This is a genomic window from Bradyrhizobium sp. Kon37 (assembly GCF_055807535.1).
Genome location: NZ_JBVVOY010000009.1, coordinates 192,476 through 218,523, shown reverse-complemented (window position 1 = coordinate 218,523; position 26,048 = coordinate 192,476). Strand labels below are relative to the sequence as shown.

29 protein-coding genes and 1 tRNA gene are annotated in these 26,048 nt (G+C 65.3%); 19 read left to right on the top strand and 11 right to left on the bottom strand.

From position 1 onward, the window contains the following. Nucleotides 1–253: 253 nt before the first annotated feature. Together AC0L3J_RS19525 and AC0L3J_RS19520 are read right to left on the bottom strand one after the other, a co-directional pair. The gene (locus AC0L3J_RS19525; RefSeq protein ID WP_473348071.1) at nt 254–1,213 is read right to left on the bottom strand and encodes an N-carbamoyl-D-amino-acid hydrolase; all 960 of its coding nucleotides are present in this window, start codon (nt 1,211–1,213) and stop codon (nt 254–256) included. A gap of 191 nt (nt 1,214–1,404) precedes the next feature. Next, complete coding sequence (locus AC0L3J_RS19520) at nt 1,405–1,818, bottom strand: hypothetical protein (protein WP_456765531.1); 414 nt, start codon at nt 1,816–1,818, stop codon at nt 1,405–1,407. Between the two features lie 183 nt (nt 1,819–2,001). Between AC0L3J_RS19520 and AC0L3J_RS19515 the strand changes: the two genes are divergently transcribed. The 3 genes from AC0L3J_RS19515 to AC0L3J_RS19505 all read left to right on the top strand — a co-directional run bounded on the left by AC0L3J_RS19515 (nt 2,002) and on the right by AC0L3J_RS19505 (nt 3,183). Continuing rightward, nucleotides 2,002–2,262 carry a hypothetical protein gene (locus tag AC0L3J_RS19515; protein WP_027516488.1) on the top strand — a complete coding sequence of 87 codons (261 nt, stop codon included), beginning with the start codon at nt 2,002–2,004 and terminating at the stop codon, nt 2,260–2,262. 155 nt (nt 2,263–2,417) lie between these two features. Continuing rightward, on the top strand, nt 2,418–2,642 hold the full coding sequence (locus tag AC0L3J_RS19510; protein WP_007594875.1) for a hypothetical protein: 225 nt from the start codon (nt 2,418–2,420) through the stop codon (nt 2,640–2,642). 214 nt (nt 2,643–2,856) lie between these two features. Further along, nucleotides 2,857–3,183, top strand: coding sequence for a hypothetical protein (locus tag AC0L3J_RS19505; RefSeq protein ID WP_456765532.1), 327 nt, complete (start codon nt 2,857–2,859; stop codon nt 3,181–3,183). Between the two features lie 33 nt (nt 3,184–3,216). On the opposite strand, the gene AC0L3J_RS19500 is transcribed toward AC0L3J_RS19505, so the two are convergent. Together AC0L3J_RS19500 and AC0L3J_RS19495 are read right to left on the bottom strand one after the other, a co-directional pair. Next, nucleotides 3,217–4,191 carry a tripartite tricarboxylate transporter substrate binding protein gene (locus tag AC0L3J_RS19500; protein ID WP_247816830.1) on the bottom strand — a complete coding sequence of 325 codons (975 nt, stop codon included), beginning with the start codon at nt 4,189–4,191 and terminating at the stop codon, nt 3,217–3,219. 415 nt (nt 4,192–4,606) lie between these two features. Then, a tRNA-Pro gene (locus AC0L3J_RS19495) sits at nt 4,607–4,683 on the bottom strand. Nucleotides 4,684–4,751: 68 nt separating this feature from the next. On the opposite strand from AC0L3J_RS19495, the gene AC0L3J_RS19490 reads away from it, so the two are divergent. From AC0L3J_RS19490 to AC0L3J_RS19465, 6 genes are all read left to right on the top strand, one after another. Next, complete coding sequence (locus tag AC0L3J_RS19490; RefSeq protein WP_473348070.1) at nt 4,752–5,741, top strand: L-threonylcarbamoyladenylate synthase; 990 nt, start codon at nt 4,752–4,754, stop codon at nt 5,739–5,741. Between the two features lie 80 nt (nt 5,742–5,821). Continuing rightward, nucleotides 5,822–7,249, top strand: a complete 1,428-nt coding sequence (locus AC0L3J_RS19485) for an FAD-binding oxidoreductase (protein WP_456765534.1) — start codon at nt 5,822–5,824, stop codon at nt 7,247–7,249. After that, a complete protein-coding gene (locus AC0L3J_RS19480) occupies nt 7,246–7,689 on the top strand; it encodes a GNAT family acetyltransferase (protein ID WP_456765535.1) in 444 nt (147 codons plus the stop codon). The genes AC0L3J_RS19485 and AC0L3J_RS19480 overlap by 4 nt, the downstream gene beginning before the upstream one ends. Nucleotides 7,690–7,698: 9 nt before the next feature. Then, complete coding sequence (locus tag AC0L3J_RS19475) at nt 7,699–8,280, top strand: NUDIX hydrolase (protein WP_456765536.1); 582 nt, start codon at nt 7,699–7,701, stop codon at nt 8,278–8,280. Between the two features lie 71 nt (nt 8,281–8,351). Next, nucleotides 8,352–9,281: a glycine reductase gene (locus AC0L3J_RS19470; RefSeq protein WP_456765537.1), complete on the top strand. Its 930-nt coding sequence runs from the start codon at nt 8,352–8,354 to the stop codon at nt 9,279–9,281. Between the two features lie 36 nt (nt 9,282–9,317). Next, the gene (locus AC0L3J_RS19465; protein ID WP_456765538.1) at nt 9,318–10,511 is read left to right on the top strand and encodes a CaiB/BaiF CoA transferase family protein; all 1,194 of its coding nucleotides are present in this window, start codon (nt 9,318–9,320) and stop codon (nt 10,509–10,511) included. A gap of 12 nt (nt 10,512–10,523) precedes the next feature. Here the strand turns inward: AC0L3J_RS19465 and AC0L3J_RS19460 are convergent, their stop codons facing one another. Then, complete coding sequence (locus tag AC0L3J_RS19460; protein WP_456765539.1) at nt 10,524–11,282, bottom strand: SOS response-associated peptidase; 759 nt, start codon at nt 11,280–11,282, stop codon at nt 10,524–10,526. 63 nt (nt 11,283–11,345) lie between these two features. Between AC0L3J_RS19460 and AC0L3J_RS19455 the strand changes: the two genes are divergently transcribed. The 4 genes from AC0L3J_RS19455 to AC0L3J_RS19440 all read left to right on the top strand — a co-directional run bounded on the left by AC0L3J_RS19455 (nt 11,346) and on the right by AC0L3J_RS19440 (nt 13,293). Next, nucleotides 11,346–11,846 carry a hypothetical protein gene (locus AC0L3J_RS19455; protein WP_456765540.1) on the top strand — a complete coding sequence of 167 codons (501 nt, stop codon included), beginning with the start codon at nt 11,346–11,348 and terminating at the stop codon, nt 11,844–11,846. A gap of 18 nt (nt 11,847–11,864) precedes the next feature. Continuing rightward, nucleotides 11,865–12,299: an NUDIX hydrolase gene (locus AC0L3J_RS19450; protein ID WP_456765541.1), complete on the top strand. Its 435-nt coding sequence runs from the start codon at nt 11,865–11,867 to the stop codon at nt 12,297–12,299. 48 nt (nt 12,300–12,347) lie between these two features. Continuing rightward, nucleotides 12,348–12,725 (top strand): TIGR02301 family protein, encoded by a 378-nt coding sequence (locus AC0L3J_RS19445; protein WP_007607220.1) that lies wholly within the window; start codon nt 12,348–12,350, stop codon nt 12,723–12,725. A gap of 301 nt (nt 12,726–13,026) precedes the next feature. Beyond that, nucleotides 13,027–13,293, top strand: coding sequence for a hypothetical protein (locus AC0L3J_RS19440; protein ID WP_007594892.1), 267 nt, complete (start codon nt 13,027–13,029; stop codon nt 13,291–13,293). A 93-nt stretch (nt 13,294–13,386) separates the two neighbouring features. On the opposite strand, the gene AC0L3J_RS19435 is transcribed toward AC0L3J_RS19440, so the two are convergent. The 5 genes from AC0L3J_RS19435 to AC0L3J_RS19415 all read right to left on the bottom strand — a co-directional run bounded on the left by AC0L3J_RS19435 (nt 13,387) and on the right by AC0L3J_RS19415 (nt 17,514). After that, entirely contained in the window at nt 13,387–13,704 is a 318-nt protein-coding gene (locus AC0L3J_RS19435; RefSeq protein ID WP_027568641.1) for a cupredoxin domain-containing protein, read from the bottom strand. A gap of 10 nt (nt 13,705–13,714) precedes the next feature. After that, the gene (locus AC0L3J_RS19430) at nt 13,715–14,248 is read right to left on the bottom strand and encodes a DUF4142 domain-containing protein (protein ID WP_456765542.1); all 534 of its coding nucleotides are present in this window, start codon (nt 14,246–14,248) and stop codon (nt 13,715–13,717) included. A 91-nt stretch (nt 14,249–14,339) separates the two neighbouring features. Continuing rightward, nucleotides 14,340–15,044 (bottom strand): RNA polymerase sigma factor, encoded by a 705-nt coding sequence (locus tag AC0L3J_RS19425; protein ID WP_456765543.1) that lies wholly within the window; start codon nt 15,042–15,044, stop codon nt 14,340–14,342. Nucleotides 15,045–15,131: 87 nt separating this feature from the next. Then, complete coding sequence (locus AC0L3J_RS19420) at nt 15,132–16,001, bottom strand: sulfurtransferase (protein WP_456765544.1); 870 nt, start codon at nt 15,999–16,001, stop codon at nt 15,132–15,134. 178 nt (nt 16,002–16,179) lie between these two features. Continuing rightward, nucleotides 16,180–17,514 (bottom strand): dihydroorotase, encoded by a 1,335-nt coding sequence (locus AC0L3J_RS19415; protein WP_456765545.1) that lies wholly within the window; start codon nt 17,512–17,514, stop codon nt 16,180–16,182. 101 nt (nt 17,515–17,615) lie between these two features. On the opposite strand from AC0L3J_RS19415, the gene ygfZ reads away from it, so the two are divergent. The 6 genes from ygfZ (at nt 17,616) to AC0L3J_RS19385 (ending at nt 24,317) form a co-directional block, all read left to right on the top strand. Further along, nucleotides 17,616–18,497: a CAF17-like 4Fe-4S cluster assembly/insertion protein YgfZ gene (ygfZ, locus tag AC0L3J_RS19410; protein WP_456765546.1), complete on the top strand. Its 882-nt coding sequence runs from the start codon at nt 17,616–17,618 to the stop codon at nt 18,495–18,497. Further along, nucleotides 18,494–19,120, top strand: a complete 627-nt coding sequence (locus AC0L3J_RS19405; protein ID WP_456765547.1) for a DNA-3-methyladenine glycosylase I — start codon at nt 18,494–18,496, stop codon at nt 19,118–19,120. The genes ygfZ and AC0L3J_RS19405 overlap by 4 nt, the downstream gene beginning before the upstream one ends. Continuing rightward, nucleotides 19,117–19,731, top strand: coding sequence for a YfbR-like 5'-deoxynucleotidase (locus tag AC0L3J_RS19400; protein WP_456765548.1), 615 nt, complete (start codon nt 19,117–19,119; stop codon nt 19,729–19,731). The genes AC0L3J_RS19405 and AC0L3J_RS19400 overlap by 4 nt, the downstream gene beginning before the upstream one ends. A gap of 132 nt (nt 19,732–19,863) precedes the next feature. After that, the gene (locus AC0L3J_RS19395; RefSeq protein ID WP_473348069.1) at nt 19,864–20,370 is read left to right on the top strand and encodes a tyrosine phosphatase family protein; all 507 of its coding nucleotides are present in this window, start codon (nt 19,864–19,866) and stop codon (nt 20,368–20,370) included. 220 nt (nt 20,371–20,590) lie between these two features. After that, nucleotides 20,591–21,559, top strand: coding sequence for an NUDIX hydrolase (locus AC0L3J_RS19390; protein ID WP_456765549.1), 969 nt, complete (start codon nt 20,591–20,593; stop codon nt 21,557–21,559). A gap of 49 nt (nt 21,560–21,608) precedes the next feature. Further along, nucleotides 21,609–24,317, top strand: coding sequence for a DUF2339 domain-containing protein (locus AC0L3J_RS19385; RefSeq protein WP_456765550.1), 2,709 nt, complete (start codon nt 21,609–21,611; stop codon nt 24,315–24,317). 3 nt (nt 24,318–24,320) lie between these two features. On the opposite strand, the gene AC0L3J_RS19380 is transcribed toward AC0L3J_RS19385, so the two are convergent. After that, nucleotides 24,321–26,009 carry a methyl-accepting chemotaxis protein gene (locus AC0L3J_RS19380; RefSeq protein WP_456765551.1) on the bottom strand — a complete coding sequence of 563 codons (1,689 nt, stop codon included), beginning with the start codon at nt 26,007–26,009 and terminating at the stop codon, nt 24,321–24,323. Nucleotides 26,010–26,048: the final 39 nt, after the last annotated feature.

Here is a 26,048-nt window from a genome sequence, read left to right as displayed (position 1 = left end):
CGCTGCCGCGTCCACCGCAAGCCCGGCTCGCGAACGTGACGACCACAAGATCGCCCCTCAAGGATGAGCCGGGATGGGCGACACATACGCCAAAACCGAATTTCGGTAAAGCGGAATATTTTTGCGGCGACGGATTGACAGCCGCCGGCTGTTTTGCCCGACGGCAAGGTCTTGTAGCCCGGATGAGCGAAGCGACATCCGGGACTCTCGCAGCGGTCCCGGGTATCGCTTCGCTCACCCGGGCTACAGGAGCTCACCCTGTCGTTCGCACCGGCGTTCCGTCCGCCATCAGGGTCACGCCCTTCCGTTCGACGATCATCCCGTAGGCCTGCGGCTGACGGTGAACGTCGAAATTGAAGGTGGTGCGCTTGTAGGAGTTGCAGAGATCGAGATCGCAGCGGGCCAGTGCGATCTCGTCGCCCTTGGTCGTGCATCGCGCGATGATCTCGCCGGAGGGCGCGATGACGCAGCTTCCGCCGATGTGGTCGACGCCCTCCTCGACACCGGCCTTGGCGACGCCGACCACGAAGGTGCCGTTCTGATAGGCGCCGGCCTGCATCACCAGATGATTGTGGAACAGCGAGAGATCGTCATGCTCGGGCGCGGGCGGATTGTGCACCGGCGTGTTGTAGCCGATCATCACCATCTCGACGCCCTGCAGCCCCATGACCCGGTAGGTCTCGCTCCAGCGGCGATCGTTGCAGATCGCCATCCCCATCACGCCGCCAAAGGCCTCGGTCACGCCAAAACCATCGCCGGGCTCGAAATAGCGCTTTTCCAGATGCTGGAATTCGCGCCAAGGCTCGTGCTCGGCATGCCCGGGCAAATGAACCTTGCGATATCTCGCGACGATGGCGCCGCTCTTCTCGACCAGGATGGAGGTGTTGTAGCGCCTGACAATTCCGGCCTCGACCGTCAGCTCGGCATAGCCAAGATAAAATCCGATGCCGATCTCGCGCGCGAGATCGAACAGGCCTCTCGTCTCCGGCCCCGGCATCTCGCGCTCGAAAAAGCTGTCGATCTCGGCTTGATCCTCGAAATACCAGCGCGGAAAGAACGTGGTCAGTGCGAGCTCGGGATAGACGATCAGGTCGCAGCCGTTGGCGTGCGCCTGGCGCATCAAGGCCATCAGGCGCGCCACGACCGCGGTTCTGGTCTCGGTTCGCGCGATAGGGCCAAGCTGGCCGGCCGCGATCGTCACAAATCTCGTCACGAATCTTTCCCTCGTCCGCTTCCCGGGTCAGGTCGCGGCAGAGACTATCGTGCGATGCGTCGCGCGCACAGCCTCGCTGTCCGGCACGGTGCCCAACCGTGAGGCAGTTCGACCGTCACGCGGGGAGCGCCGAGGATGAATGGTGATCGACCGCATCCACGTCGCGCGAAAACACCATCACAGGGCGCCACTCACCATTCTGCGGCGACGGGCTCGTTGAAGAACTGACTGCGCGCCGCCATGCGCGACGGCTGGCGGCGACGATGCCGCTCCGCGACGCGCTTGTTCGGAGCGGCCGCCTTGGCCTGCCTGGGCTCTGCGGCGGGCTGCGCCGCCATGGCAAATGCCTGGCGCGTACCGTCCGGCGCGACTGGCGCCGCCGCATCTGACGTTGACGCCACGGTTTTGGTCAACGGAATCTGTCGGACGTTGGTGTCGAAGACGATCTTCTCCGGCCATGTCTGTGCAGAGTGAATTCGGGCGATCGAGAGGTCCGGCCCGGTTTCGGCGGCGGCGCTCACGGGACCGGCCAGGTAGTAATCAGCAAGGTACAAGAGGGCGAGCAGAGCGCCGCCGGTGAATACGAAATAGCGGATGAGCGGCATGGGTCCCTCGATCGCCTCGTCATCGAGGCCCCTGCAGCAACGGGAAAGAGTGGCAATCGTTCCGGCGCAACGTCGTAGCAATCGCGCGAGGAACTCGCTCAGCCGGTGCACTGGCATTCCGCTTGCTGCGAGGGAGTCAAATCCCTCAGACCCGCAGTGGGTCTGTCTCATCGTGAGGCGATCATGCACCCGACGTCCCGTTTCGAAGCGACCATGCCGACACAGCTCCACGCATTGATCTCTGATCTGCGCTGGCGCATGCGAATGATCGACGCCGACATTCTGGAGGAAGAACGGAAGGCCGGAATCTCCGATCCCCAGAACGTCGCCTACCCCATGCTCGCGCAGAACCTGCGGGCCCGGCGCGACAATATCCGGGTGAGCATCGCCATTCTCGAAAGCCGGCTTGAAAAGCAATCGACCGAGTGGCCGCGCGCCGCCTGATGTGGTGATGGCCGGGCTCCAGACGCGCGCTGACGCGAGGGAACTCCCGTTGCTGATCTGCAACGGTTCCCGTCCGTCTGAAGGCGGACAAAAGAAACTCCCATTGCGGCCACGAACCCCTCTCACAACGCCGTGAGACGAGCAGGGGAACTACGATGCGTGCGCAACGAGTCTGGGTGGTGAATGGGGCCGCCAGCGTCGAACAATTGCAAACCAGATTGGACGATCTGAACAAGCGGCTCGGTCAACTCGAGACCCAGCACCCGGAGAGCTGGAAAGTCGAAGAGCTCAGATCGAGCGCGCTCAGCCTGTCGCGCGAGATCGACGACATCCGCTGCGCCGAGGCGACGGCGGCGCTGAGCGAGCTGCTGCGGAAATAGCCGGCGTTCGCCCGTCGCGCAAGGAACCAACGCCGCCTCCCCGCCATTGCCATGCCGAGCATGGAGCAAAATCATGACCAGGCACCTGACGCGGGCCGATCTCGCGCGCGGCGTGGCCGGCGCGGTATCCACGCTGGTCCTGTGCGCGACGATGGCGTTCACCATCGCGCGCCACTTCGCGTTGTAAGGCATTTGGCGCTGTGAGGGATCTCCGATGACGTCCGATCCTGAGGAATCCGTGAGGCTGCAAGGCTACGGCGAGATGACGTTGCGCACAGCCGTCGCGACGCTGATGGCGCTCGCACCAGGCGAACGATCCGACGCAGCGATCTTCCGCGTCCGCGATGGCGTGCGGCTCGCATCGAGCGAGGTCGCAGAGCTAGCGTCGGAATGGGGCATCACGCCAACGCCGGAGATCAGGTCTCCGAACCTCGTCCCGGAGCAACATTGGACACACGTCGTTCGCGGCATGGTTCGCGAGGCGCCGCTGCCCGCGCTGATGATTGCGTTTATGATTGGCGTGCTGGTGGCGCGGCGGTAGGCCCGCGACAACCGCCGGCGACAGCAGGGTTGATTACTTCTGCTCGTTCGCGCGCATGTCTTCAGCATAAGGACGCAACGCCTCAGACATGCCGTCGAGGCGTTTCTGCCACTCAGCGCCAGTCAGGAAGGCGATCACCGGCTCGTCGCCGGGCGAATTCGTCAGGTATTCGGGATTGCGCAGGCCTTCGGCAATCCCGGCTTCCAGCTTCTTGACGATGTCGTCCGGAACGCCCTTCGGGACCGCGAAGCCGCGTTCTGCTGTCGTCGTGATCGGAAAGCCCACTTCCTCCGCTGTCGGAACTTCGGGCAGCGACGGAAAGCGCTTCTTCGACAGGATCGCGATGACGCGAAGTGGCCCCTTGTTGGTGCCATGCAATTCGGGAATCTCGCTGAGAGTGACCATCCCGACTTCCAGATGCCCGCCCAATAGATCGGTCCGCTGCGCGGCCGTTCCTCTGTAAGAGATTTCGTTGGGCTCGACCTTCGCGGCTGCTGCCAGCATCCGAATGGCCAAATGACCGTTCGTGCCCGCACCGTTGTGACCGAACGTCACCGAGCCCGGCTTGCTGCGAAGTGCGGCAATGACATCCGGCAGATTCTTGAATCTGCTGTCCGCGGGAACCACCATCACGTTCGGATCTTCAACGATCCGTGCGACCAGCCGGATTTCATCCGTGGTGTATTGGGTTTTGCGCGTCATCGGCAGAAAGTTGTAGCCCGGCACGTTGACGACGCCGATCGAATAGGCGTCGGGCGCCGCGCGCGCGATCGCTGCAAACGCGATCTCTCCACCAGCGCCAGGCTTGTTCAGGACGACAAACTTCGCCTTGCCGCCTAGCGCGCGCTCAACAAAGGGAAGAAGTTTGCGAGCCATCACATCGGTACCGCCGCCGGGCGCAAAGCCGACGACGACTTCGATTGGCTTGTCTTCCGGCCACGCGGCCCATGCCGATCCGCAAGCAGCGAAGGTAAAAGCTGCAACGAGCGCGACGATTTTCTTGTTCATGATTTCCTGCCCTGTTTTTTGTTATTGGCCGATCGCTGCTTGAAAGCTGCGATCGAGTGCAGGTTCATCTAACCGTCGGCCTGACCGGATGGCAACCGATCGTCCCGAGCGCGAGCGCTTAATGAGCTCCGGCGGTTTCGAGGCAATTGCGGAAGGGTCAGAGGAGGGCCGCGTGGGAGCCGTGCCTGGCGATGCTTTTGATTGGCTCGCTCGCGGCGAGACGGTAATTCTCTGACCTACCCTGCAACGCCGGATCAGGGATGCCGGCGAAAAGAAAGCCATGCCGCTGCGGCACACGCCTCTGTCCGGCCAAATCGGCCGTGGACCCGCGCCCTAAATCGTTGCAATAAGGCGCTTCCGAGGCCCCGGCGACCGGTCCGCCGAGCCTCTAGAAGAACGTCGACTTTTGGAAGAATGGTCGGAGTGGCAGGATTCGAACCTGCGACCCCTGCGTCCCGAACGCAGTGCTCTACCGGGCTGAGCCACACTCCGACAAGAGGCCGGCTTATAGCGTCGGGTTTGGCGCACCGCAAGCGGCCGAGCTGAGGAATCTTATCTCTGTGAAAACGGGTCTTGAAACGCTGATTTTACCGGCCGGCGAAGCCGGCGCGGAAGCTGCCGCCCGGACATTGGTCGCCGGCGGGCTGGTCGCGTTCCCGACCGAGACGGTCTACGGGCTCGGGGCGGACGCCGGAAATGCCGGCGCGATCGCCCATCTTTACGCCGCCAAGGGGCGGCCGGCCTTCAATCCGCTGATCGCGCATGTCGCCGACCTCGTGGCCGCGCGAAGGATCGGGCGATTCGACGCCTGCGCCTTGCGCCTCGCGGAGGCGTTCTGGCCGGGGCCGCTGACGCTGGTAGTGCCGAAGACGGAAAACTGCCCGGTGGCCGAGCTTGCCACCGCCGGCCTCGATACGGTCGCGATCCGCATTCCGGCCCATCCGGTGGCGCAAGCGATCTTGCGCGCCTTCGGCGGGGCGGTGGTGGCGCCGTCCGCCAACCTTTCCGGCCACGTCTCGCCGACGCTGGCAGCCCATGTCGAGGGCGACCTTGCAGGGCGGATCGACCTGATCGTCGACGGCGGGCCCGTTACGGTCGGCGTCGAATCGACCATCGTCGGCTGCTTTGCGGCGCCGATGCTGCTGCGGCCCGGCGGGCTGTCACGCGAGCGGATCGAGGCCGTGCTCGGCGCACCGCTGGCGCGACTGCCGGCGGAGCCCGACAGCGACGACAGCCAGCCGCTGGCCCCGGGCATGCTGGCCTCGCATTATGCGCCGCGCGCCAATGTGCGGCTCAATGCGCAGGACGTCGCGCCGGGCGAAGCGCTGCTGGCGTTCGGCCCCGCGCGCCTGTCTGGTCTGGAGGCCGCCACCGCGGTCATGAATTTGTCGCCCAGCGGCGATCTCGATGAAGCCGCCGCCAATCTGTTCGGCTATCTTCGCGCCCTCGATGCCAGGGGGCCGCGGGCGATCGCGGTGATGACGATCCCTGAACAAGATCTGGGCGAAGCGATCAACGACCGGCTGCGCCGGGCTGCGGTCGCGAGATAGCGCATGATCCGGAAAAGTGTGTCGCGGTTTTCCGACAAGATCATGCGCAAAGAGTAAGAAGCTTGAGAAGAGACACCACCATGAACGTCAATCATTCCGCCATCGCTCCGCTTGCGCCCGAGCTGATCGAACAATTCCGCAAGATCGTCGGCGAGAGGCACGCCATCACCGATGCGGCTGACATCGAGGCCTATGTCACCGAGGAGCGCAATCTGTTCCACGGCCGCTCGCCGCTGGTGCTGCGCCCGGGCTCGACCGCCGAAGTCGCCGCGATCTGCGAGCTCGCCTCCGAGCACAAAATCGCACTGGTGCCGCAGGGCGGCAATACCGGGCTCGTCGGCGGCCAGACCCCGCACCATGGCGAGGTGGTGGTGTCGCTGCGGCGGCTGGACAAGATCCGCGAGGTCGATACTGCGTCGAACACCATGACCTGTGAGGCCGGCGTCGTGCTGCAGATCGCGCAGCAGAAGGCCGCGGAATTCGACCGGCTGTTTCCGCTCTCGCTCGGCGCGGAAGGGAGCTGCACCATCGGCGGCAATCTCTCGACCAATGCCGGCGGCACGGCCGCGCTCGCCTATGGCGTCGCGCGCGAGATGGCGCTGGGGCTTGAGGTGGTGCTGGCCGACGGGCGCGTGCTCAACGTGCTGTCGAAGCTGAAGAAGGACAACACCGGCTACAATCTGCACAACCTTTTCATTGGCGCGGAAGGCACGCTCGGCATCATCACCGCGGCGACGCTGAAGCTGTTTCCGAAGCCGCGGTCGATCGAGACCGCCTTCGTCGGGTTGAAGTCGCCGGACGCCGCGCTGAAGCTGCTGGCGATCGCGCAAAGCGAGGCCGCCAATGCGCTCACGAGTTTTGAATTGCTCTCGGAGATGGCGGTCGATTTCTCGATTCGCCACGGCATCGATGTGCGCGATCCGCTCGCGCAAAAGCATGCCTGGTACGTGCTGATGGAATTATCGTCACCCGGCGACGATGCCCGCACGCCACTGGAAACCATCCTCGGCCGCGCCATGGAGGACGAGATCGTCGACGACGCGGTGATCGCGGCCAATCTGACGCAGCGCGCCGGATTCTGGAAGCTGCGCGACGAGATGTCGTCGGCGCAGAAGCCGGAGGGCGGCTCGATCAAGCACGATATTTCCGTGCCGGTGGCCACCGTGCCCGCCTTCATCGCCGAGGCCAATGAAGCCGTGGTCAAGCTGATCCCCGGCGCGCGGCCGGTGCCGTTCGGCCATCTCGGCGACGGCAATCTGCACTACAATGTCAGCCAGCCCATCGGCGCCAACACCGCGGATTATCTGGCGCGCTGGCACGAGATGAACGCGGTCGTGTTCGCCATCGTGCTGCGCATGGGCGGCTCGATCTCGGCGGAGCACGGTATCGGCGTGCTCAAGCGCGACGAGCTGCCCGATGTGAAGGACAAGACTGCAATCGAGCTGATGCGACAGTTCAAGGCGATGCTCGATCCACTTGGAATCATGAACCCGGGCAAAGTGCTGTGAGTGCGCTCTCGATCGACACGATCACCGAGGCCGATGTCGAGCCCGTGGTTGCGCTGTGGCAGCGCTGCGGGCTGACGCGGCCGTGGAACGATCCGCATGCCGACATCGCGCTGGCGCGGCGACGCGACAATTCCACGATCCTGCTCGGCCGCGACGGCGGCGCCATCGTCGCCACCGTGATGGTCGGCCATGACGGCCATCGCGGCTGGGTCTATTACGTCGCCGTCGATCCGGGTAGCCAGAAGCGTGGCTACGGACGCGTCATCATGGCGGCGGCCGAAGACTGGCTGCGTCAAGCCGGAATTTTGAAACTCCAGCTCCTGGTCCGGCGCGGTAATGAGCAAGCCAATGCGTTCTACCAGTCGCTGGGTTTCGAGGAATCGACCTCGGTGATGTTCCAGAAGTGGCTCGACGGCCGCACCACAACGCCAAGCAATTGAGATCGAGCCATGACCATTTCCGACCGCGTCCGCATCAAGGACGTCCGCGTGCTCTCGGACGGCTGGACCACGCTGAAGAACACCACGTTCGAGTACCGGCGCGCCAATGGCGAATGGCAAACGCAGCATCGCGAGACCTATGAGCGCGATAACGCCGCCGCCGTGCTGCCGTATAGTCTGGCACGCCGTACGGTGATCCTGGTGAAGCAATTCCGCCTGCCGGCGTTCATTCGCGGCTACGACGATTTGCTGATCGAGGCGGCCGCCGGCGTGCTGGACGATGCCTCGCCCGAGATACGCATCCGCGCCGAGGCCGAGGAGGAAACCGGCTATCGCCTGCACCACGTCCACAAGGTGTTCGAGGCGTTCATGAGCCCCGGCGCCATCACCGAGAAGCTGCATTTCTTCGTCGCCGAATACGAGCCGGAGATGCGGGTCAGCGACGGCGGCGGCCTCGAACATGAAGGCGAGGACATCGAGGTGCTGGAGCTCGGCATCGACGAGGCGCTGGCGATGATCGCGGACGGGCGCATCATCGACGCCAAGGCCATCATGCTGCTGCAGCATGTGGCGCTGCATGTGTTTCGGTGAACTTGCTTACTCTTGAGCTCACCCCCGACTATCTCTAGTCTGTGGCCAACAAGAACCAGGAGACGCGCCCCATGTCCGCTTCGCGCGACGACGAATTCGGTTTTGCGCCCGATTATGACGCCCCCGTGCCCTATATGCAGCGCACGCGGGACTATTACGCCGCGATTGGCTACACCACCGCGTATCGCTGGGCGCACTACACCGAGGCGCCGTTCCAGCCGCTGAAGAAGCCGCTGTCGCAGTCGCGCGTCACCATCATCACGACGGCCGCACCATACGACCCCACCAAGGGCGACCAGGGCCCGGGCGCGGCGTATAATGGCGGCGCGAAATTCTACCAGGTCTATGACGGCGACACGGCGAAGCCACACGACCTTCGCATCTCGCATATCGGCTACGACCGCAAGCACACCACGGCCACCGACAACGGCACCTGGTTTCCGCTGCCGCAGCTTTTGAAGGCGAGCGCTGCGGAGCGCATCGGCGAGGTGGCCCCGCGCTTCTTCGGCGCGCCGACCAACCGCAGCCATCGCGTCACTCTCGACACCGACGCGCCGGAGATTCTGGCGCGCTGTCTGGCCGACAAGGTCGACGTCGCGGTACTAGTGCCGAACTGCCCGGTCTGTCACCAGACCACGGCGCTGGTGGCGCGGCATCTCGAGGCGAACGGCATTCCGACCGTGATCATGGGTTGCGCCAAGGACATCATCGAGCACGCCGCCGTGCCGCGCTTCCTGTTCTCGGATTTCCCGCTCGGCAATTCCGCCGGCAAGCCGCACGACGTCGCCTCGCAGGCGCAGACGCTCGAGCTGGCGCTGAAACTGCTGGAAACCGCGAGCGGCCCGCAGACCACCATGCAGTCGCCGCTGCGCTGGAGCGAGGACGCCTCCTGGAAGCTCGACTACAACAACGTCGCGCAGCTCTCAGCCGAAGAGCTGGCGCGCCGCCGTGCCGAATTCGACAAGCAGAAGGAGATCGCGCGCGGCAATCGCGCCGCCTGACGTCCTCCGACAACCAAAACAAAAAGGGAGAGCGACGTGACGCGACCGTTCGAGGGCGTGAAGATCCTGGACTTCACGCAAGTGCTGGCCGGGCCTTATGCGAGCTACCAGCTCGCGCTCCTGGGCGCCGACGTCATCAAGGTCGAGCGGCGCGAGGGCGAGGACATGCGCCGCACGCCGCTCTCGCGCGAATGGGCCGACCGCGGTCTGGCGCCAGCGTTCCAGGCCATCAACGGCAACAAGCGCAGCCTGACGCTCGATCTGCAAAAACCCGATGCGATCGCGATCGTGAAGAAGCTCGCCGCGCAGGTCGACGTGGTCATGGAAAATTTCCGCCCCGGCGTGATGGACAAGCTCGGCATCGGCTACGAGGCGCTGTCCGCGATCAATCCGAAGCTGATCTACTGCGCGGTGTCCGGTTTCGGCCAGACCGGTCCGGACCGGCTGCGCCCCGGCTATGACGGCAAGATGCAGGCGCTGTCCGGCATCATGGCGATCACGGGTCATACCGAAACCGGCCCGACGCGTGCGGGCTTTGCCGTGTGCGACGTGCTGTCGGGCGCGACCGCTGCCTTTGGCGTGTCGAGCGCGCTGTACCAGCGCGATCGCACCGGCAAGGGCCAGCTCATCGACGTCTCCATGCTGGAGGCGACGATGGCGTTCCTGTCGGGACAGATCGCGGACTGGTCGGTTGCCGGCCATCGCCAGCAGCTGTCGGGCAATCAGGCCGTCAGCCGCAGGACCACGGCGAATTTGTTCAAATGCGGCGACGGTCATATCCTGCTCGCCGTCAACAACGAGAAGCAATATCGCGCGCTGATGTCTGCGCTCGGCCGCGAGGACACGCTCAGCGATCCGCGCTTTGCCGACTGGTTCGCGCGCAACGAGCACGAGCCGGCGCTACGCGCCATCATCGAGGAAGCGCTCGCGGCAAGGCCCGCGCGCGAATGGGAGACCATCCTTGAAGATGCCGGCGCGCCCTGCGCCAGCATCTGGAAGGTCGAGGAAGTGATCGACCATCCGCAGATCAAGGCGCGCGGCGCGATCCAGGAGCTCGATACGCCCTATGGCCGCCTGCGCTTTGCCGGCAGCGGCTTCAAGCTCGCGCATGGCGGCGGCAGGCTCGACCGCATGGCGCCGGAGCTCGGTGCGGATACGGACGCGATACTGGGCGAGCTGGGATTTGACGCGGCCGAGATTGCGGCGCTGCGGGCGCGGGAGATCGTTTAAGGGCGAAGCCGCCTAAAACAACGACCCCTGCCCGTCATCGGCCGAGCCAACCGCCGCTTTCCGCACCACCTTCTTCGGCTTCACCGCCTCCGCCTCCATCTCCTCCGCGCTGATCGGAAGCAGCAACTGGTCGTCGTCGTTGACGACGCGGTTGACTCGGGTGGAGACCGGGTGCCAGGCGAATTCGCCGATGCGCGGGGCGGTCATCAGCGGCAACACGGCATCGACGTCATCGCTGCGGCTGTCGAGCCAGCGCTCGAAATCGCGCGGGCTGATGGTGACGGGCACGCGGTCATGCAGCGTGGCGAGATCCTCGCCCGCCGCCGCCGTGACGATCGCGACCGTGTCGAGCTCCTCGCCGTTCGGCCCGACCCAGGTCTCGAACAATGCGGCAAAGCCGAGCGGCGCGCCGTCGGCGCGATGGATGAAGAAGGGCTGCTTGCGGCCATCCTCCGTCTTCCATTCGTAATAGCCGTCGGCCGGAATCAGGCCGCGGCGCCGGCGAATCGCGCGTTTGAAGGCGGGCTTGTCCAGCACCGTCTCGGAACGCGCATTGATCAGGAGCGTAAACCCGCGGGGATCCTTGACCCAGCCCGGCAGCAGTCCCCAGCGCATCAGGCGAAAATGGCGCGCGCCGTTCTCGGCCAGCACGACCGGAATCGGTTGTGTCGGGGCCACATTGAACCGGGGCGGGAAGTTCGGCTGCTCAATGTAGCCGAACAGTTGCCGCAAAGCCGCGGGGGTCGAAGTTATGACGAAGCGTCCACACATCCTCGAGGGCCTATATAGGGTCCGTTCAGGTCCTTTTAACCCCGAACGTTAACACTGCGGCAGATGAGCTCAACGGTCTCCCAGCCGGCGCGAATGCATAGACAGACGGCGCCCGAGGCCGCGGCCTGGGCCGAGCGGCTGCGCGTGGCCAACATCAACCCGCGGACCGGGCTTGCCACCGACTATCTCAACCATTTCAATGAAGCCGTGATGCTGCTGGAAATGGTGCCGGACATGCCGGAATGCGCGGAAGATTTTCTGACCTGGTCGCCGCTGTCCTATGCCGAGCATTTCACGGCCTCGAATTTCAAGGCCCGGGATCTGGCGATCGAGGCCTATGAAAAGGCCGAGCCGAACGTGCGCGCCCAGTTCGACCATCTCACCGACACCATGACCTCGATCCTGTCGGCGGTCGGTTCGGCCATGCGCGAGGTCGAGAAGGACACGACCCGCGTGCGCCTCGCCGAGCAAGCCGCCCAGTGGGTCAAGCCGCTGATCGCGGCCTGCGGCGGCATCATCAATGGCGGCGCGGAAGCCGACGTCGACAACATCATGGCGAACTAGGCCCGAGCAGGTGAAGTCATGGCTGCGATCGTTCAGCCCACCCGTCCCCAGATCGCGGTCAGTGCCGCGATTTTTCGTGACGGCAAGGTGCTTCTGACCCGTCGCGCACGCTCGCCGGCAAAGGGGTTCTATTCGCTGCCGGGCGGCCGGGTCGAGTTCGGCGAATCGCTGCACCAGGCGCTAGCGCGCGAGATCGACGAGGAGACCGGGCTCGATATCGACATCATCGGCCTCGCGGGCTGGCGCGAGGTGCTCCCGGCCGCGGCCGGCGCCGGCCACTATTTGATCATGTCCTTTGCTGCCCGCTGGGTGGCCCGGGAGCCGGTTCTCAACGACGAGCTCGACGACTACCGCTGGATCGCCCCGGAGGCCCTGGCGTGCCTTGGCGAGCTCAAGCTGACCGGCGGGCTGGAAGAGATCATCCAGTCGGCCCACCGGCTGATCGGCCCCTGACCGCCCCCGCCTTGCGTCCACCGCCCCGAGGAGGCATACACCCCGCCGATGTCGACGCGATTTCTGGCCATTTTTGCCCTGATTCTCGCCTGTGCCTCGGTGCCCACGAGGGCTCAGGACGGGGCAGCGCCGTTTGACGGCGATTTGCAGCGGCTGGCGGAGATCCTCGGCGGGCTGCACTATCTGCGCGGCATCTGCGGGTCCAACGAGGGCAACAAATGGCGCAGCGAGATGCAGGCGCTGATCGATGCCGAAACCCCCGCGGGCGAACGCCGCACTCGCATGATCGCCGGCTTCAACCGCGGCTATAACGGTTTTCAGCAGACCTACCGGAGCTGCACGCCAGCCGCGACGGTGGCGATCCGCCGCTACATCGAGGAAGGCGCGAAGATCTCGCGCGATCTGACGGCGCGTTACGCGAACTGAATTCCTGTCGGCTTCATCCTGCAACGCAAATTCCTCATCCTGAGGAGCCCGCCAAAGCGGGCGTCTCGAAGGATGAAAGGCCCGGCTTTAGCGGGGCCCGCATGGTTCGAGACGCGCGCGAAGAACGCGCTCCTCACCATGAGGATTGGGCTGTCGGACGCGCGGCGGGGAACCCTGTCATCGACTTTGTACACAGCCGTTAACCGTTCCTAAAGATGTGGCCTAGCGGGCGTTAACGCGCGTGCTACACCTCTCGCACAGCGCATCGCCGTGGATCGCGCCCCAGCCCTGATCGAGTTTCATGAGCCATCCAGTGTCCTACGCCCCCGCACGCGCGCCGCTGCCCGATCACGAGCAGAAGCAGGCCGCACTGAGCTATCTCAACGAGGCCTGGGCCGAAGCGCGCCATGATGGCGTCGACGGCGACTGCCTGGCGCAGGCGAGCCTGTTCGCGGCCCTTGCCGAGCTCGTCGGCACCTATGGCGAGGACGCGGTGGCGAAGTTCGTCGAAGGCTTTCCCGGCCGCATCCGCAACGGCGAATTCTCGGTCGACATTTCCAGACAGTAAGTCTTTCTCCAGGCAGTAAGCCTTGCCGAAAATGCCCCCGCCACGCGGGCGGGGCCAGTTTCCGCTGCCGCCGCGAATGCGCTCCCCAGCCCGTTACGGCTCGATCTTGAGCGTCGCTTTCATGTTGGGATGATAGCGGCAGTAATAATCCACCGTGCCTGCCTTCTTGAGAACCAACGTCCCTGATTTTTTCGCCGGCAGGTTGACGTCGAAATCGCCGTTCCCAGCAGTCGCGGTGTGGGCGAACACGTCCTTGTTGATCCATTCAATGGTGTCGCCGACCTTGGCCGAAGCGTCTTTCGGCGACACTTCGAGATTCTCCATCGTGATCTCGATGGTCGCAGCGTGCGCCGGGACGGCCAACGCCACGAGCAGGACCGCTGACACGATCGCAGACAATCGTCCCGGCATCATCGCCTCCCTATTTCAGCTCCGCCGCGACATGCTCGGCATGCTGCTGATGCCCCTGGAAGATTTTCAGGCCGGTCTGCAGCAGGCTCTTCAGTTCAGCATTGCTGGCGGATGGAATGAGCTGGGTTTCCAGCGCGCCGTTGACCGTCTTGTGATAGGCGACCTCGTTCGCGACATAGGCCTTGTCGAAGGCCGCACCGCTCAGCTTGTCCAGTTCGGCGACCTTCTCGCTCGCCTGCTTCGACAGCGCCTTGCTGGTGTCGTTGTCTTCAGGCGTGACGTTCAGCTTCTTGACCAGCGCGAGCGCCTGCTTGTTGACGGCCTCGTGGTCGCGCAGCATGTCGTCGGCAAACGCCTTCACGTCCTTGTTCTTGGTCTTCTTCTGCGCCTGCTTGGCTGCGTTGATGTCGATCAGGCCCGCGGTGTAGGCGATATGGGCGATCTGCGGATCGGTCAGCTTGTCGGCTGCACGGGCGCCTTGCAGCAGCGCGGGGCTCGACAACAAGACTGCAGCGGCAATCGCCGCGCTCCAACGAACGAACATGGTTTGACACTCCTGTGGTGCCGGACGCTTTGCCGGCGCGTTGCTTCACAGGCGTTGGATGGGACTATGGCGCGAACGTTCCCGAAAAACTTCAGCCGCCGATGCCGAGCCGCTTCAGCACCGACACGGTCAGCCGCTCGCAGCGCCACCCGGCGAACGGGAACGCATCCATCACCACCGGACCAATCTCCTTCTCGACGTTCTCGCGCAGCATGGTCCGCGCACGGTGCAGCCGCGTCTTCACGGTCTCGGGCTTGACGCCGAGCAGCTCGGCAGTCTCCTCGATGTTCATGCCTTCCATGACGCGTGCGACGAAGACCATGCGGAAGACATCCGGTAATTCATCGATGGCGCGCTCGACGACGCGCTGGATTTCACGTTGGGCCATGGTCCTTTCCGGATCGCCTGCGGGAGAAGCGGGAAATTTGATGATCTGCGCCTCGAGCATCGCTTCAGGCACCGAGCCGAGCTCGACATGCGGCCTGGTGCTTCGCGCCCGGCCAAGCGCCTCGTTGATGGCGATGCGCGACAGCCAGGTCGACAGCCCGGACTCGCCGCGGAAGCTGTCGAGATGGGTGAAGGCGCGGACATAGGTTTCCTGAACGACATCCTCGGCTTCGCTGTCGCTGCGCAGGATTCCGCGCGCCAGACGATAGAGCCTGCGGTTATTGGCCTGCATGATCTCGCGCAACGCGGCCTCGTCACGGCCCCGCGCCCGCTCGACCAGTTCGGCTTCCAAGGTCCGGATTTCCGATGTTTTGGCGCCGGCGGATAGGTCGGCTGCGGTCCGTGGCATGGCGGTCACCTGCTCGTTTGGCTTCGTCCGGACATTGGATGCCGCCCCAAGGGAAAGGTTCCCAACTTTCTGGTCTCCCCCGGAGGCCTAATCCGTCTCGACCGGAAGCGCCGGATCCCTCGCCCACTCGCCCATCGAGGCATCGTACAGCGTCAGCTTGTCGTAGCCGAGCTGCGTCAGCAGCAGCAGGTCGATCGTCGCCGAGATGCCGCCGCCGCAATAGCAGATCACATTCTTATCGCGGGTGACGCCTGCCGCGACGAATTTGGCTTCGGCATCGGCGAGCGTCGTCAGCGTCTTGTCGGCATTGGTGAGGGTTGCCGCGGGAACATTGACGCTGCCGGGAACGCGGCCGGGCCGGCCGTAGCGGCTCGGCTCGAGGCCGCGATGAAATTGCGGGCCGAGCGCGTTGACGATAACAGTCGCGGGATCGCCGAGCCGTGCCTTCACTGCATTCTTGTCGACGAAGGAATCTGCGCGCGGTGTGGCCTTGAAGGTCGTGGCCGGATAACCCTTCGGTCCTCCTGATACGACCGGCCGACCCTCTTCCTTCCATTTGTCGAGGCCACCGTCGAGCACCCGCGCGTCGACGCCGAGCGAGCCCAGCATCCACCAGAACCGCGTCGACCACATCATGGTGCCGATGCTGTAGAGCACGACGGACTTCGATGCATCGAGGCCGTGGCGGCCGAACGCGGCCTCCAGCTGGGCCACATCAGGCATCATGAAGAATTGCTGCGCAGAGGCGTCGGAGAACTCGCCTTGCAGGTCGAGAAAATCGGCCCCCGGGATGTGGCCTGCCTCGAATGTCTTGTCGCCGGGTACCGCGCGATAGGGCACGTCGCTGCCCGGCGGCACCGGCTCGTTGTAGGTCGTGCAGTCGTAGAGGCGCAGGTTGGGATCGCCGAGCTGGGCCGCGAGTTGCTCGGTGGTGATGAGGGGTGTCGGTTGGGACATTCATTCCTCCCTCAGCGTCGTCCTGGCGAAAGCCAGGACCCATTACCACAGGATCAAGTTGTGGCGCACAAGCGTAGCCACCCATCTTCGCAACAAAATGCAGTCGGGGTAATGGGTCCTGGCTTTCGCCAGGACGACACCGGATGTGTGGGAAGTTTGTGCCGCTTACCTGCAATCCTTACGCCTTCAACGTCTCCAGAAACCGCACCGGCTCACCTTGCGCGGCCGTCACGAGTTCGCCCTGCCACATCACGCGGCGGCCGCGGATGAAGGTGCCGACGGGCCAGCCGGTGACGCGGACGCCGTCATAGGGGGTCCAGCCGGCCTTGGACGCGACCCATTTGTTGGTGATGGTCTCGCTGCGCTTGAGATCGACGACGGTGAAGTCGGCGTCGTAGCCGGCGGCGATGCGGCCCTTGCAGGCCATATTGTAGAGGCGCGCGGGGCCGGCGCTGGTGAGATCGACGAACCTTGCGAGCGACAGGCGGCCGGCATTGACATGGTCGAGCATGAGCGGCACCAGCGTCTGCACACCGGTCATACCGGAGGGCGAGGCCGGATAGGTCTTCTGTTTTTCTTCAAGCGTATGCGGGGCGTGGTCCGAGCCGAGCACGTCGATGATGCCCTGCTCGATGCCGCGCCAGATGCCGGCGCGGTGATCGGCGCCGCGCACCGGCGGATTCATCTGCGCCAGCGTGCCGAGCCGCTCGTAGCATTCGGGCGCGACCAGCGTGAGATGATGCGGCGTCGCCTCGCAGGAGGCGACATCCTTGTGGTCGCGCAGGAACTCGATCTCTTCCTTGGTCGAGATGTGCAGCACATGGATGCGCTTGCCCGTCTCGTGCGCGAGCTTTACCAGCCGCTGCGTCGCCATCAGCGCCGCGGTCTCGTCGCGCCACACCGGGTGCGAGCGCGTGTCGCCCTCGATGCGCAACGATTTGCGCTCGTTGAGGCGGTATTCGTCCTCAGCGTGGAAGGCTGCGCGGCGGCGAATCACCTGGAAGATGCGGCGCAGGCTTTCGTCGTCTTCCACCAAGAGCGCGCCGGTCGAGGAGCCGATGAACACCTTGACGCCGGCGCAACCGGGCGCTCGCTCCAGCACCGGCAGGTCCTGCACGTTCTCGCGGGTGCCGCCGATGAAGAAGGCGAAGTCGCAATGCATGCGGTGATGGGCACGCTTCACCTTGTCGGTGAAGGTGGCCTCGGTCACGGTCAATGGCGAGGTGTTCGGCATCTCGAACACGGCGGTGACGCCGCCCATCACGGCGCTGCGCGAGCCGGTCTCGAGGTCTTCCTTCTGCTCCAGCCCGGGCTCGCGGAAATGCACCTGCGTGTCCATCACGCCGGGCAGGATGTGCAGGCCCTTGCAGTCGATCACTTCGGCGGCGGAAGCCTGCGAGAGCGCGCCAATCTCGGCAATGCGGCCGTTGACGACGCCGATATCGCGGGCTCCCTCGCCGTCCTGGTTGACGACAGTGCCGCCCTTGAGGATCACGTCGAAACGCTGGGTCATGGCTGAAGGCCTCTCTCGTCCCCAAGCGCAGGGCTTGAGGTCTTGTCGTTTTTGCCTTGCGGGCTTACGTTCCGGAGCAACATGTCGCAAGAGATTTTCGTATGAAATCAGCGTTTCTTCCGGACCGGGGCGTGATCAAGGTCGCGGGCGAGGATGCGCGCAACTTCCTCAATGGCCTCGTCACGACCGATGTCGACAAGCTGAAGCCGGGCCTCGGCCGATTCGGCGCACTGCTGACGCCGCAGGGCAAGATCATCGTGGATTTCCTGATCACGGAAGCGCCTGACGGCCATGGCGGCGGGTTCCTGATCGATTGCCCGAAGCCGCTTGCCGATGGCCTCGCCACCAAGCTGAAATTCTACAAGCTGCGCGCCAAGGTCACGGTGGAAAACCTGTCCGAGGATCTCGGCGTGCTCGCGGCCTGGGACGGCAAGCCCGCGGCCCAGCCCGACCTCGCCTTCGCCGATCCGCGCAATGAAGACCTCGGCACCCGCATCCTGATCCCCGAAGATCTCAAACAGAAGCTGTCCGATCTGATCGGCGCCGAGCTCGTCGACGCCGCCGCATACGAGGCCCACCGCATCGCGCTCGGCGTGCCGCGCGGCGGGCTCGATTTCACGTACAGCGATGCGTTCCCGCACGAGACCAACATGGACCGTTTGGCCGGTGTCGATTTCGACAAGGGCTGCTATGTCGGCCAGGAGGTCGTCTCGCGCATGCAGCATCGCGGCACCGCCCGCACCCGCAGCGTGAAGGTGCTGCTCGAGAACTCCTCGCCTGAGCCCGGCGTCAGCATTCTCGCCGGCGACAAGCCGGTTGGCACGATGGGCTCGTCGGCGCAGGGCAACGGTATCGCGCTGGTGCGCATCGACCGCGTCGCCGATGCGCTCGACGCGGGACAGGCGCTGACTGCCGGTGGCCTCGCTGTGAGGCTTGCGGAACCAGACGTCGTGCGCATTCCAACGAAGCAACCCACCGCATGAGCCGTGCTCCCCGCCTGCATCCCGACGGAAAGACGCGTTGCCCCTGGCCCGGCGAAGATCCGCTCTACGTCGCCTATCACGACACGGAATGGGGCGTGCCGGAATACGACGACCGCGCGCTCTATGAGAAGCTGATCCTCGACGGTTTCCAAGCCGGCCTGTCCTGGATCACCATCCTGCGCAAGCGCGACAATTTCCGCAAAGCCTTCGACGATTTCCAGCCGGACAAGATCGCGCGCTACAGCGAGAAGAAAGTTCACGCGCTGATGAACGATGCCGGCATCGTCCGCAACAAGGCCAAGATCGACGGCGCGATATCGAGCGCGAAATCCTATCTCGACATCATGGAGAAGGGCCCCGGCTTCTCGAAATTCCTGTGGGACTTCATGGACGGAAGGCCCAAGGTCAATCATTTCAAGACCACCGCGAGCGTACCGGCCTCGACGCCGCTCTCCATGCAGATCTCCAAGGAGCTGTCCGCGCGCGGCTTCAAATTCGTCGGCCCGACGATCGTGTATGCCTTCATGGAGGCGACCGGCATGGTCAACGATCATCTCGTCGACTGCCATTGTCACGCGAGCTGCGGCAAGTCGCAGCGCAAGCCGCGCCTCAAGGCCAAATGAGCGCGAAGAAGACGGAACGCGGCGCCGACACCCGCGCCTGGCAACGTATGCTGTCGGGCCGGCGGCTCGATTTGCTCGATCCCTCCCCGCTCGACATCGAGATCGCCGACGTCGCGCATGGGCTGGCGCGTGTCGCCCGCTGGAACGGCCAGACCATTGGCGCGCACATCTTCTCGGTCGCGCAGCACACGCTGCTGGTCGAAACCGTGATGCGGCACGAGAACCCGCGCGTGGATCAGCGCATGCGGCTTGCGGCGATGCTGCATGACGCACCCGAATACGTGATCGGCGACATGATCTCGCCGTTCAAGGCGGTGCTCGATGGTCATTACAAGGCGGTCGAGAAACGCCTGCTCGGCGCCATCCACATCCGCTTTGGCCTGCCGCCGGTACTGCCGGAGGAGATCACGCTGGCGATCAAGGCCGCCGATCGCGGCGCGGCCTATCTGGAGGCGACGACGCTGGCCGGCTTCAGCGAGAGCGAGGCCAAGCGCCTGTTCGGCAAGGATCCCGGCCTCTCCGACAGCGTCCGGCGCGACTATCTCACCCCCTGGACGGCTGCCCGGGCCGAGAAGCAGTTTCTGGAGCGGTTTGGCGCCGTGTTTGCGTAGGTCCTGCAGGGCGGGCATTGGGGCCCTTGCGCCGCCCCCAACTGATTTTGCGCAATGAGACGAAAGTGGTGGGTACGCTTCGCTTTGCCCACCCCGCCAACGCTCGCTATAATGTGCGGAAAAAGGTCCGCCATGATCCACGTCTGTTCCCTCGCCGCCCTTCCCGAAACCGTCCGCCTCACCAAGGCCAGCCACGTGCTGACCGTGATGGCCAATGTCGAGCAGGTGGCGCGGCCGGTGTCGGTGCTGCCGGCCAACCATCTCAAGGTGTCGATGGACGACATCACCGAGGAGATGGACGGCTTCGTCGCGCCATCGGAAACGCATATCGAGCAGGTGCTGAATTTCGTGCGCGGCTGGGACCGCGACGCGCCGCTGGTGGTGCATTGCTATGCCGGCATCAGCCGCTCCACCGCGAGCGCCTTTGCCGCCGTGTGCGCACTCAATCCGGATCGCGACGAGACCGAGATCGCGAAGAAGATCCGGGCAGCTTCCCCGATCGCCTGGCCGAACCGCCGCATCGTCGGTCTTGCCGACCGTGCGCTGGGGCGCAACGGCCGCATGCTGCGCGCACTCGACGAGATGGGCCCGGGCGCGATGATGGTCGAGGGCCGCCCCTTCGTGATCGAGCTCGAATGACAGTTGCGCACCACAGCACAGGTGCGCTCCCTCTCCCGCTTGCGGGAGAGGGGTGGGGAGAGGGTATCTCCGCATCGGGACAGTCCCCTAGAGGAGAAAGCTCTCACCCGGCGCTGCGCGCCGACCTCTCCCGCAAGCGGGAGAGATTACAGCGAGCCCGCGGCGAGACCGGCTCAATCAATTGGCATACCTATCTCATCACTCACGCGACCGCCGTCGCATGAGCGAAAAGCTGCTGACGCCGATCGAGATCGGCCTGACTGCCGCGATCGTCGCGATCGAGGATCACGAGCCGCTGATCCTCACCGCGCGCGACAGTGACGGACTGGCGGGCCTGCCGTTCGGCCCGTTCGATGCGCCGAGCCATCGCACTTTCGAGATCGGCCTGCGGGCCTGGGTCGAGGAACAGACGGGGCTGCGGCTCGGCTATGTCGAACAGCTCTACACGTTCGGCGATCGCGGCCGGCATGCCGAGGCCGGCGACACCGGCGCGCACATGGTGTCGATCGGCTATCTCGCACTGACGCGCGCCATCGGCGGCGAACTGGCAGCCACGAGTGCGAGCTTCGCGCCATGGTATCGCTTCCTGCCTTGGGAGGACCGGCGCGAGGGCCCGCCCGCGATCGTCGCGCGCGACATCATCCCGGCATTGACCGAGTGGGCCGAAGAGGAGACGCCCGAAACGACGCGCGCATTGCCCCGCAAGGATCGGGTGCGGTTCTATTTCGGTCTGGACGGCGCGTCCTGGGACGAGGAGCGCGTGCTCGACCGCTACGAGCTCCTGTACGAGGCTGGGCTGGTCGAGGAAGCGCGGCGCGACGGCCGTCCTGCGGCATTAGCGCGCAAGGCCCTGCCCGCGCTCGGCACATCCATGCGCTTCGACCACCGCCGGATTCTTGCGACAGCGGTCGCGCGACTGCGTGCCAAACTGAAGTATCGTCCTGTGGTCTTTGAACTTTTGCCCGCCGAGTTCACACTCACCGAATTGCAGTATACGGTGGAGGCGATCTCCGGCCGACACCTGCACAAACAAAATTTCCGCCGCCTGGTCGAAATGGAAGCCCTGGTCGAACCGACCGGGGTGATGTCGACACAGACGGGCGGACGTCCGGCGGCGCTCTACCGCTTCCGTCGCGAGGTGCTCCAGGAGCGGCCCGCGCCGGGCTTGCGCGTACGCTCCCGGCGCTAACCCGATATATGTGTGATCGGCCCCTGCCCGCCGATTGCCTGGAGGCTTTATGTCTGACGGTCCGTTCGACGTCTTCGCGCTGATCATTGCGGTCATCGCTTTCATCATCGCGATCAAGGCCTCCAGCCAGGCGTCTGAGCTGCGACGACGGCTGAGCTCGCTCGAAGAGACGTTCCACGCGCAACGGCCCGTGCAGCCGCCGCGGATCCCGGCAGATGTGTGGGCTGAAGCGTCCGCGACGACTTCCGCAGCGCCGCCGTCGCTTGTGCCCCAAGCCGAAGTGGTGCCCGAAGCGCCGCCCCCGCTCATCACCGAGGATGTTTCACCGCCACCGCTCGCAGCGAACACCGGGGCCGACGCGACGCCGCCGCTGCCCGCACCCGCGCCCGGCTTCGAGGAACGGCTCGGCACTCGCTGGGTGGTGTGGATCGGCGGCCTTGCGCTCGCGCTCGGCGGCTTCTTCATGGTGCGCTATTCGATCGAGGCCGGCCTCGTCGGCCCCGGCGTGCGCGTGTTCCTTGGCGGCGTATTCGCGCTGGCGCTGCTGGGGGCCGGCGAATGGTCACGCCGCAAGGAGAGCATCTCCAATATCGCCGCGTTGCCGATCGCCAACATTCCCGCGATTCTCACCGCGGCCGGCACGGCGGTGGCGTTTGCGACCATCTACGCGGCTTACGCGCTCTATGGCTTCCTCGTGCCAGCGACCGCCTTCGTGCTGCTCGGCCTCGTCGCGCTCGGCACGCTGGCCGCGGCGCTCTTGCACGGGCCCGCGCTCGCGGGCCTCGGCGTGGTCGGCGCGTTCGTGACGCCGATCCTCGTCTCCAGCGACAAGCCGGACTATTGGGCGCTCTACATTTATCTCGCGATCGTCACCGCCGCGAGCTTCGGCCTCGCCCGTATCCGGCTGTGGCGCTGGCTTGCAGTCACCACCATCGCCTTCGCCGTGCTCTGGATCTTTCCGGGACTAGATACCAGCGACTTGCAGGTCGCACCGCACGCTTTCCATGTGATCGCAGGCTTCGTTCTTGCCGCTCTTCTCGTGGTCTGCGGCTTCATGTTCGGCCCGACGATCGAGGACGGCGAGATCGAACCGGTCTCGTCCGGCTCGCTCGGTGCCTATCTGTTCGGCGCGATGCTGATCGTGCTGTCGAGCGCGCATGCGGACCTGGCGCTGATCGCTTTCGCGCTGCTGGTCGGCGCGACGCTGCTTGTCGCCTGGCGCGCGCCGGCGGCCACCGGCGCACTCGGCGCGGCGGCCGCAACCGTCTTCGTCGTGTTCGCCGAATGGGCGGTGCGCGCCAATCCCGACATGCTGGTGCTGCCGGGCGGCCCCATCGCCGGCATCGCACCGACGGCGATCGACAGTGCGGTGACACTGCATCTGGTGATGGCGGCGATCTTCGCCGCCGGCTTCGGCATCGCGGGCTTCCTCGCGCAGGGCCGTTCGAACTCGGCGATCATTCCGGTGGTGTGGTCGGTCGCCGGTGTCGCGACGCCGATCGCGATCCTGGTCGCGCTCTACGCACGCATCGCGCATCTCGACCGCTCGATCCCGTTCGCCATCCTCGCGGTGCTGCTCGCCGCCGCCTTTGGCGCTGCCACCGAGGCCCTTGCGCGCCGCGAGACCCGGCCGGGCGCCATGATCTCCACGGCCTTGTTCGCGACCGGCACGCTCGGTGCGTTGGCGCTGGCGCTGACGTTTGCACTGGAGAAGGGCTGGCTCACGATCGCACTGGCGCTGATGTCGCTCGGCACCGCCTGGATCTCGATGCAGCGGCCGATCCCGTTCCTGCGCTGGCTGGCCGCGATCTTCGCAGGCCTCGTCACCGCCCGGATCGGCTATGATCCGCGCATCGTCGGCGACGCCGTCGGCACCACGCCGATCTTCAACTGGCTGTTGTGGGGCTACGGACTGCCGGCGGCATCGTTCTGGGCGGCGAGCCTGTTCCTGCGCCGACGCGCCGACGACGCCCCTCTGCGCATGGTCGAGAGCGCCGCGATCCTGTTCACCGCGCTCCTCGCTTTCATGGAGATCCGCCATTTTGCGACCGGCGGCAACATGACGGACGCACCGTCGCTGCTGGAATGCGCGCTGCAGGTCTGCGTCATGCTCGCCATGGCGATCGGGCTGGAGCGTCTGCGGCAGCGCAGCCGCAGCATCGTGCACAATGTCGGCGCAGTCGTGCTCACGGCAATCGCCGGGCTCGTCGGCGTGTTCGGCCTCCTGATCCTGGAGAACCCGCTGCTGTGGCGCACCGACGTTGGCGGCGCCGTGTTCAACCTGCTGCTGCTCGGCTACGCGCTGCCGGCCGTGCTGATGCTGCTGCTGTCCTATGCCGTGGCCGGCGAACGCGGCAAGGCCTACGCCAACACGATTGCGGGCGGCGCACTGCTGTTCGCGCTGACCTATGTCACGCTGGAGATCCGCCGCTTCTATCACGGCCCGATCCTCTCCGCCGGGACGACCACGGGCGCCGAGCAATATACCTATTCGATCGGCTGGCTCGGCTTCGGCGTGGTGCTGCTCGGCGTCGGCATTCTCGTCAATTCCGAGCGGGCGCGGCTGGCATCGGCCGTCGTGATCGCGTTGACGATCCTGAAGGCCTTCGTCATCGACATGTCGACGCTGACGGGCGTCTACCGCGCGCTGTCCTTCATGTGCCTCGGCATCGTGCTGGTCGCGATCGGCTGGCTCTACCAGCGTATCCTGTTCCGGCGGCAGGTCGCACCGCCGCCGGCTCCGCAGACGAGCATGTGAGGATCAGGCCGCGCGAACCGATTCCAGGAACTGCGCGACCTCGACCTTGAGACGGGTGCTGTCCGTCGCCAGCGATTTCGCCGCCGACAGCACCTCGTTCGAAGCCTCGCCGGTCTCGATCGCACCGCGCTGCACGTCGGTGATGTTCGACGAGACCTCCTGCGTGCCGACCGAGGCCTGCTGCACGTTACGCGAAATTTCCTGCGTGGCCGCGCCCTGCTCCTCGACGGCGGCGGCAATGGCCGCAGCCACCTCGGACAGCCGCTCGATGGTGCCGCCGATCTCCTGGATGGCACTGACTGATTCCTGCGTCGCTGCCTGGATGCCCGAGACCTGCGCCCCGATCTCACCGGTCGCCTTCGCGGTCTGCTCCGCCAGCGCCTTGACCTCGGAGGCGACGACGGCGAATCCGCGGCCGGCTTCACCGGCACGCGCGGCCTCGATGGTCGCGTTCAGCGCCAGCAGATTGGTCTGCCCTGCGATGGTGTTGATGAGCTCGACGACATCGCCGATGCGGGACGCCGCCTGCGACAGTGCGTTGACGCGGTCGTTGGTCCGCGCCGCCTGCTCGACGGCCTCCGCCGCCATCCGCGCCGAATCCTGCACGCGGCGGCTGATCTCGGTGATGGAGGACGACAGCTCCTCGGAAGCGGATGCCACCGCCTGGACGTTGGTCGAGGCTTCCTCGGAGGCGGCTGCGACGACGGTCGCGAGTTCCTGTCCGCGCTGCGCGGTGTTGGTCAGCGTCGAGGCGGAGGCCTCGAGCTCCGTCGAGGCCGAGGACACGGTCCCGACCACCTCGCCGATCATGGCTTCGAACTTGCGGGTGATGGCGTCGACGCGGCGGCCGCGTTCGATCTTGGCTTCGGCATCGCGCGCAGCGGCCTCGTCGGCGGCTTTCTTGGCGATCAGCGCCTCCTTGAAGATCTGCAGCGCATCCGCCATCGAGCCGATCTCGGTCTTCTCGCCGCGATGCGGCACCTCGGCCGAAAGGTCGCCCTCGCCGAGCGACTGCATCGGGCGGATGATCGAGGCAATGCCACGGGAAACGTCGCGCACGAGATAATAGGCGGCGCCGATCGCGATCACGACCGAGAACACGATGATGCCGACCAGCACGCGGAAGATCATGGCGTAGCTGTCGGCGGCCTGCTTGGTCTCCAGCTCGGCGCCGCGGTTGTTCATCTCGATGCCCTTCTGGAGCAGGGGATCGGCGGCCTGGGCCATCTTTGCGACCTTGGTCTGCAACAACTCGTTGGCGTCGGCCGGGAAACGTCCCACGCCCTTGCGCGACAGGGCCATCACGTCCTGCACGCCGTTCAGATACTCGGCCCACGCCGTGCTCCATTGCCCATAGAGCGAGCGCTCTTCGGCGGAGGTGATCAGCGGCTCATAGACCTTACGCGTCTGGTCGATGCGCGCCCGGAGCGAGGCGAGGCGCTTCTCGGCGGCGTCCTTGCCCTCGACGGTGTCCTGCATCAGATGCAGGCGCAGCGCGACGCGCAGCTCGTTGATGTCGGCGCGAAGCGAGCCGAGCGCGCGCACGCTGGGCAGCCAGCTCTCCGCGATCTCGACCGTATGGGAATTGATGTTCTGCATGGTGCCGATCGCCGTCACGCCGACTCCGGCGAGCGAAAGAACGAGGACCGACAGCACTGCCAGAAGCTTGAAGACGATGGACAATTTCGACATCACGACAAATCCCGATGTTACCTGGCAACGCGCAAACCA

Excerpts from the sequence above, each read along its gene's own strand:
- AC0L3J_RS19485 (WP_456765534.1), top strand. The coding sequence starts at position 5,822 with ATGAACGTCAATCATTCCGCCATCGCTCCGCTTGCGCCCGAGCTGATC.
- AC0L3J_RS19500 (WP_247816830.1), bottom strand. The coding sequence starts at position 4,191 with ATGAACAAGAAAATCGTCGCGCTCGTTGCAGCTTTTACCTTCGCTGCT.
- AC0L3J_RS19380 (WP_456765551.1), bottom strand. The coding sequence starts at position 26,009 with ATGTCGAAATTGTCCATCGTCTTCAAGCTTCTGGCAGTGCTGTCGGTC.
- AC0L3J_RS19405 (WP_456765547.1), top strand. The coding sequence starts at position 18,494 with ATGAGCCGTGCTCCCCGCCTGCATCCCGACGGAAAGACGCGTTGCCCC.
- AC0L3J_RS19435 (WP_027568641.1), bottom strand. The coding sequence starts at position 13,704 with ATGCCGGGACGATTGTCTGCGATCGTGTCAGCGGTCCTGCTCGTGGCG.
- AC0L3J_RS19400 (WP_456765548.1), top strand. The coding sequence starts at position 19,117 with ATGAGCGCGAAGAAGACGGAACGCGGCGCCGACACCCGCGCCTGGCAA.
- AC0L3J_RS19430 (WP_456765542.1), bottom strand. The coding sequence starts at position 14,248 with ATGTTCGTTCGTTGGAGCGCGGCGATTGCCGCTGCAGTCTTGTTGTCG.
- AC0L3J_RS19445 (WP_007607220.1), top strand. The coding sequence starts at position 12,348 with ATGTCGACGCGATTTCTGGCCATTTTTGCCCTGATTCTCGCCTGTGCC.
- AC0L3J_RS19415 (WP_456765545.1), bottom strand. The coding sequence starts at position 17,514 with ATGACCCAGCGTTTCGACGTGATCCTCAAGGGCGGCACTGTCGTCAAC.
- AC0L3J_RS19505 (WP_456765532.1), top strand. The coding sequence starts at position 2,857 with ATGACGTCCGATCCTGAGGAATCCGTGAGGCTGCAAGGCTACGGCGAG.
- ygfZ (WP_456765546.1), top strand. The coding sequence starts at position 17,616 with ATGAAATCAGCGTTTCTTCCGGACCGGGGCGTGATCAAGGTCGCGGGC.
- AC0L3J_RS19470 (WP_456765537.1), top strand. The coding sequence starts at position 8,352 with ATGTCCGCTTCGCGCGACGACGAATTCGGTTTTGCGCCCGATTATGAC.
- AC0L3J_RS19520 (WP_456765531.1), bottom strand. The coding sequence starts at position 1,818 with ATGCCGCTCATCCGCTATTTCGTATTCACCGGCGGCGCTCTGCTCGCC.
- AC0L3J_RS19385 (WP_456765550.1), top strand. The coding sequence starts at position 21,609 with ATGTCTGACGGTCCGTTCGACGTCTTCGCGCTGATCATTGCGGTCATC.
- AC0L3J_RS19515 (WP_027516488.1), top strand. The coding sequence starts at position 2,002 with ATGCACCCGACGTCCCGTTTCGAAGCGACCATGCCGACACAGCTCCAC.
- AC0L3J_RS19510 (WP_007594875.1), top strand. The coding sequence starts at position 2,418 with ATGCGTGCGCAACGAGTCTGGGTGGTGAATGGGGCCGCCAGCGTCGAA.
- AC0L3J_RS19390 (WP_456765549.1), top strand. The coding sequence starts at position 20,591 with ATGAGCGAAAAGCTGCTGACGCCGATCGAGATCGGCCTGACTGCCGCG.
- AC0L3J_RS19460 (WP_456765539.1), bottom strand. The coding sequence starts at position 11,282 with ATGTGTGGACGCTTCGTCATAACTTCGACCCCCGCGGCTTTGCGGCAA.
- AC0L3J_RS19395 (WP_473348069.1), top strand. The coding sequence starts at position 19,864 with ATGATCCACGTCTGTTCCCTCGCCGCCCTTCCCGAAACCGTCCGCCTC.
- AC0L3J_RS19440 (WP_007594892.1), top strand. The coding sequence starts at position 13,027 with ATGAGCCATCCAGTGTCCTACGCCCCCGCACGCGCGCCGCTGCCCGAT.
- AC0L3J_RS19425 (WP_456765543.1), bottom strand. The coding sequence starts at position 15,044 with ATGCCACGGACCGCAGCCGACCTATCCGCCGGCGCCAAAACATCGGAA.
- AC0L3J_RS19455 (WP_456765540.1), top strand. The coding sequence starts at position 11,346 with ATGAGCTCAACGGTCTCCCAGCCGGCGCGAATGCATAGACAGACGGCG.
- AC0L3J_RS19450 (WP_456765541.1), top strand. The coding sequence starts at position 11,865 with ATGGCTGCGATCGTTCAGCCCACCCGTCCCCAGATCGCGGTCAGTGCC.
- AC0L3J_RS19420 (WP_456765544.1), bottom strand. The coding sequence starts at position 16,001 with ATGTCCCAACCGACACCCCTCATCACCACCGAGCAACTCGCGGCCCAG.
- AC0L3J_RS19475 (WP_456765536.1), top strand. The coding sequence starts at position 7,699 with ATGACCATTTCCGACCGCGTCCGCATCAAGGACGTCCGCGTGCTCTCG.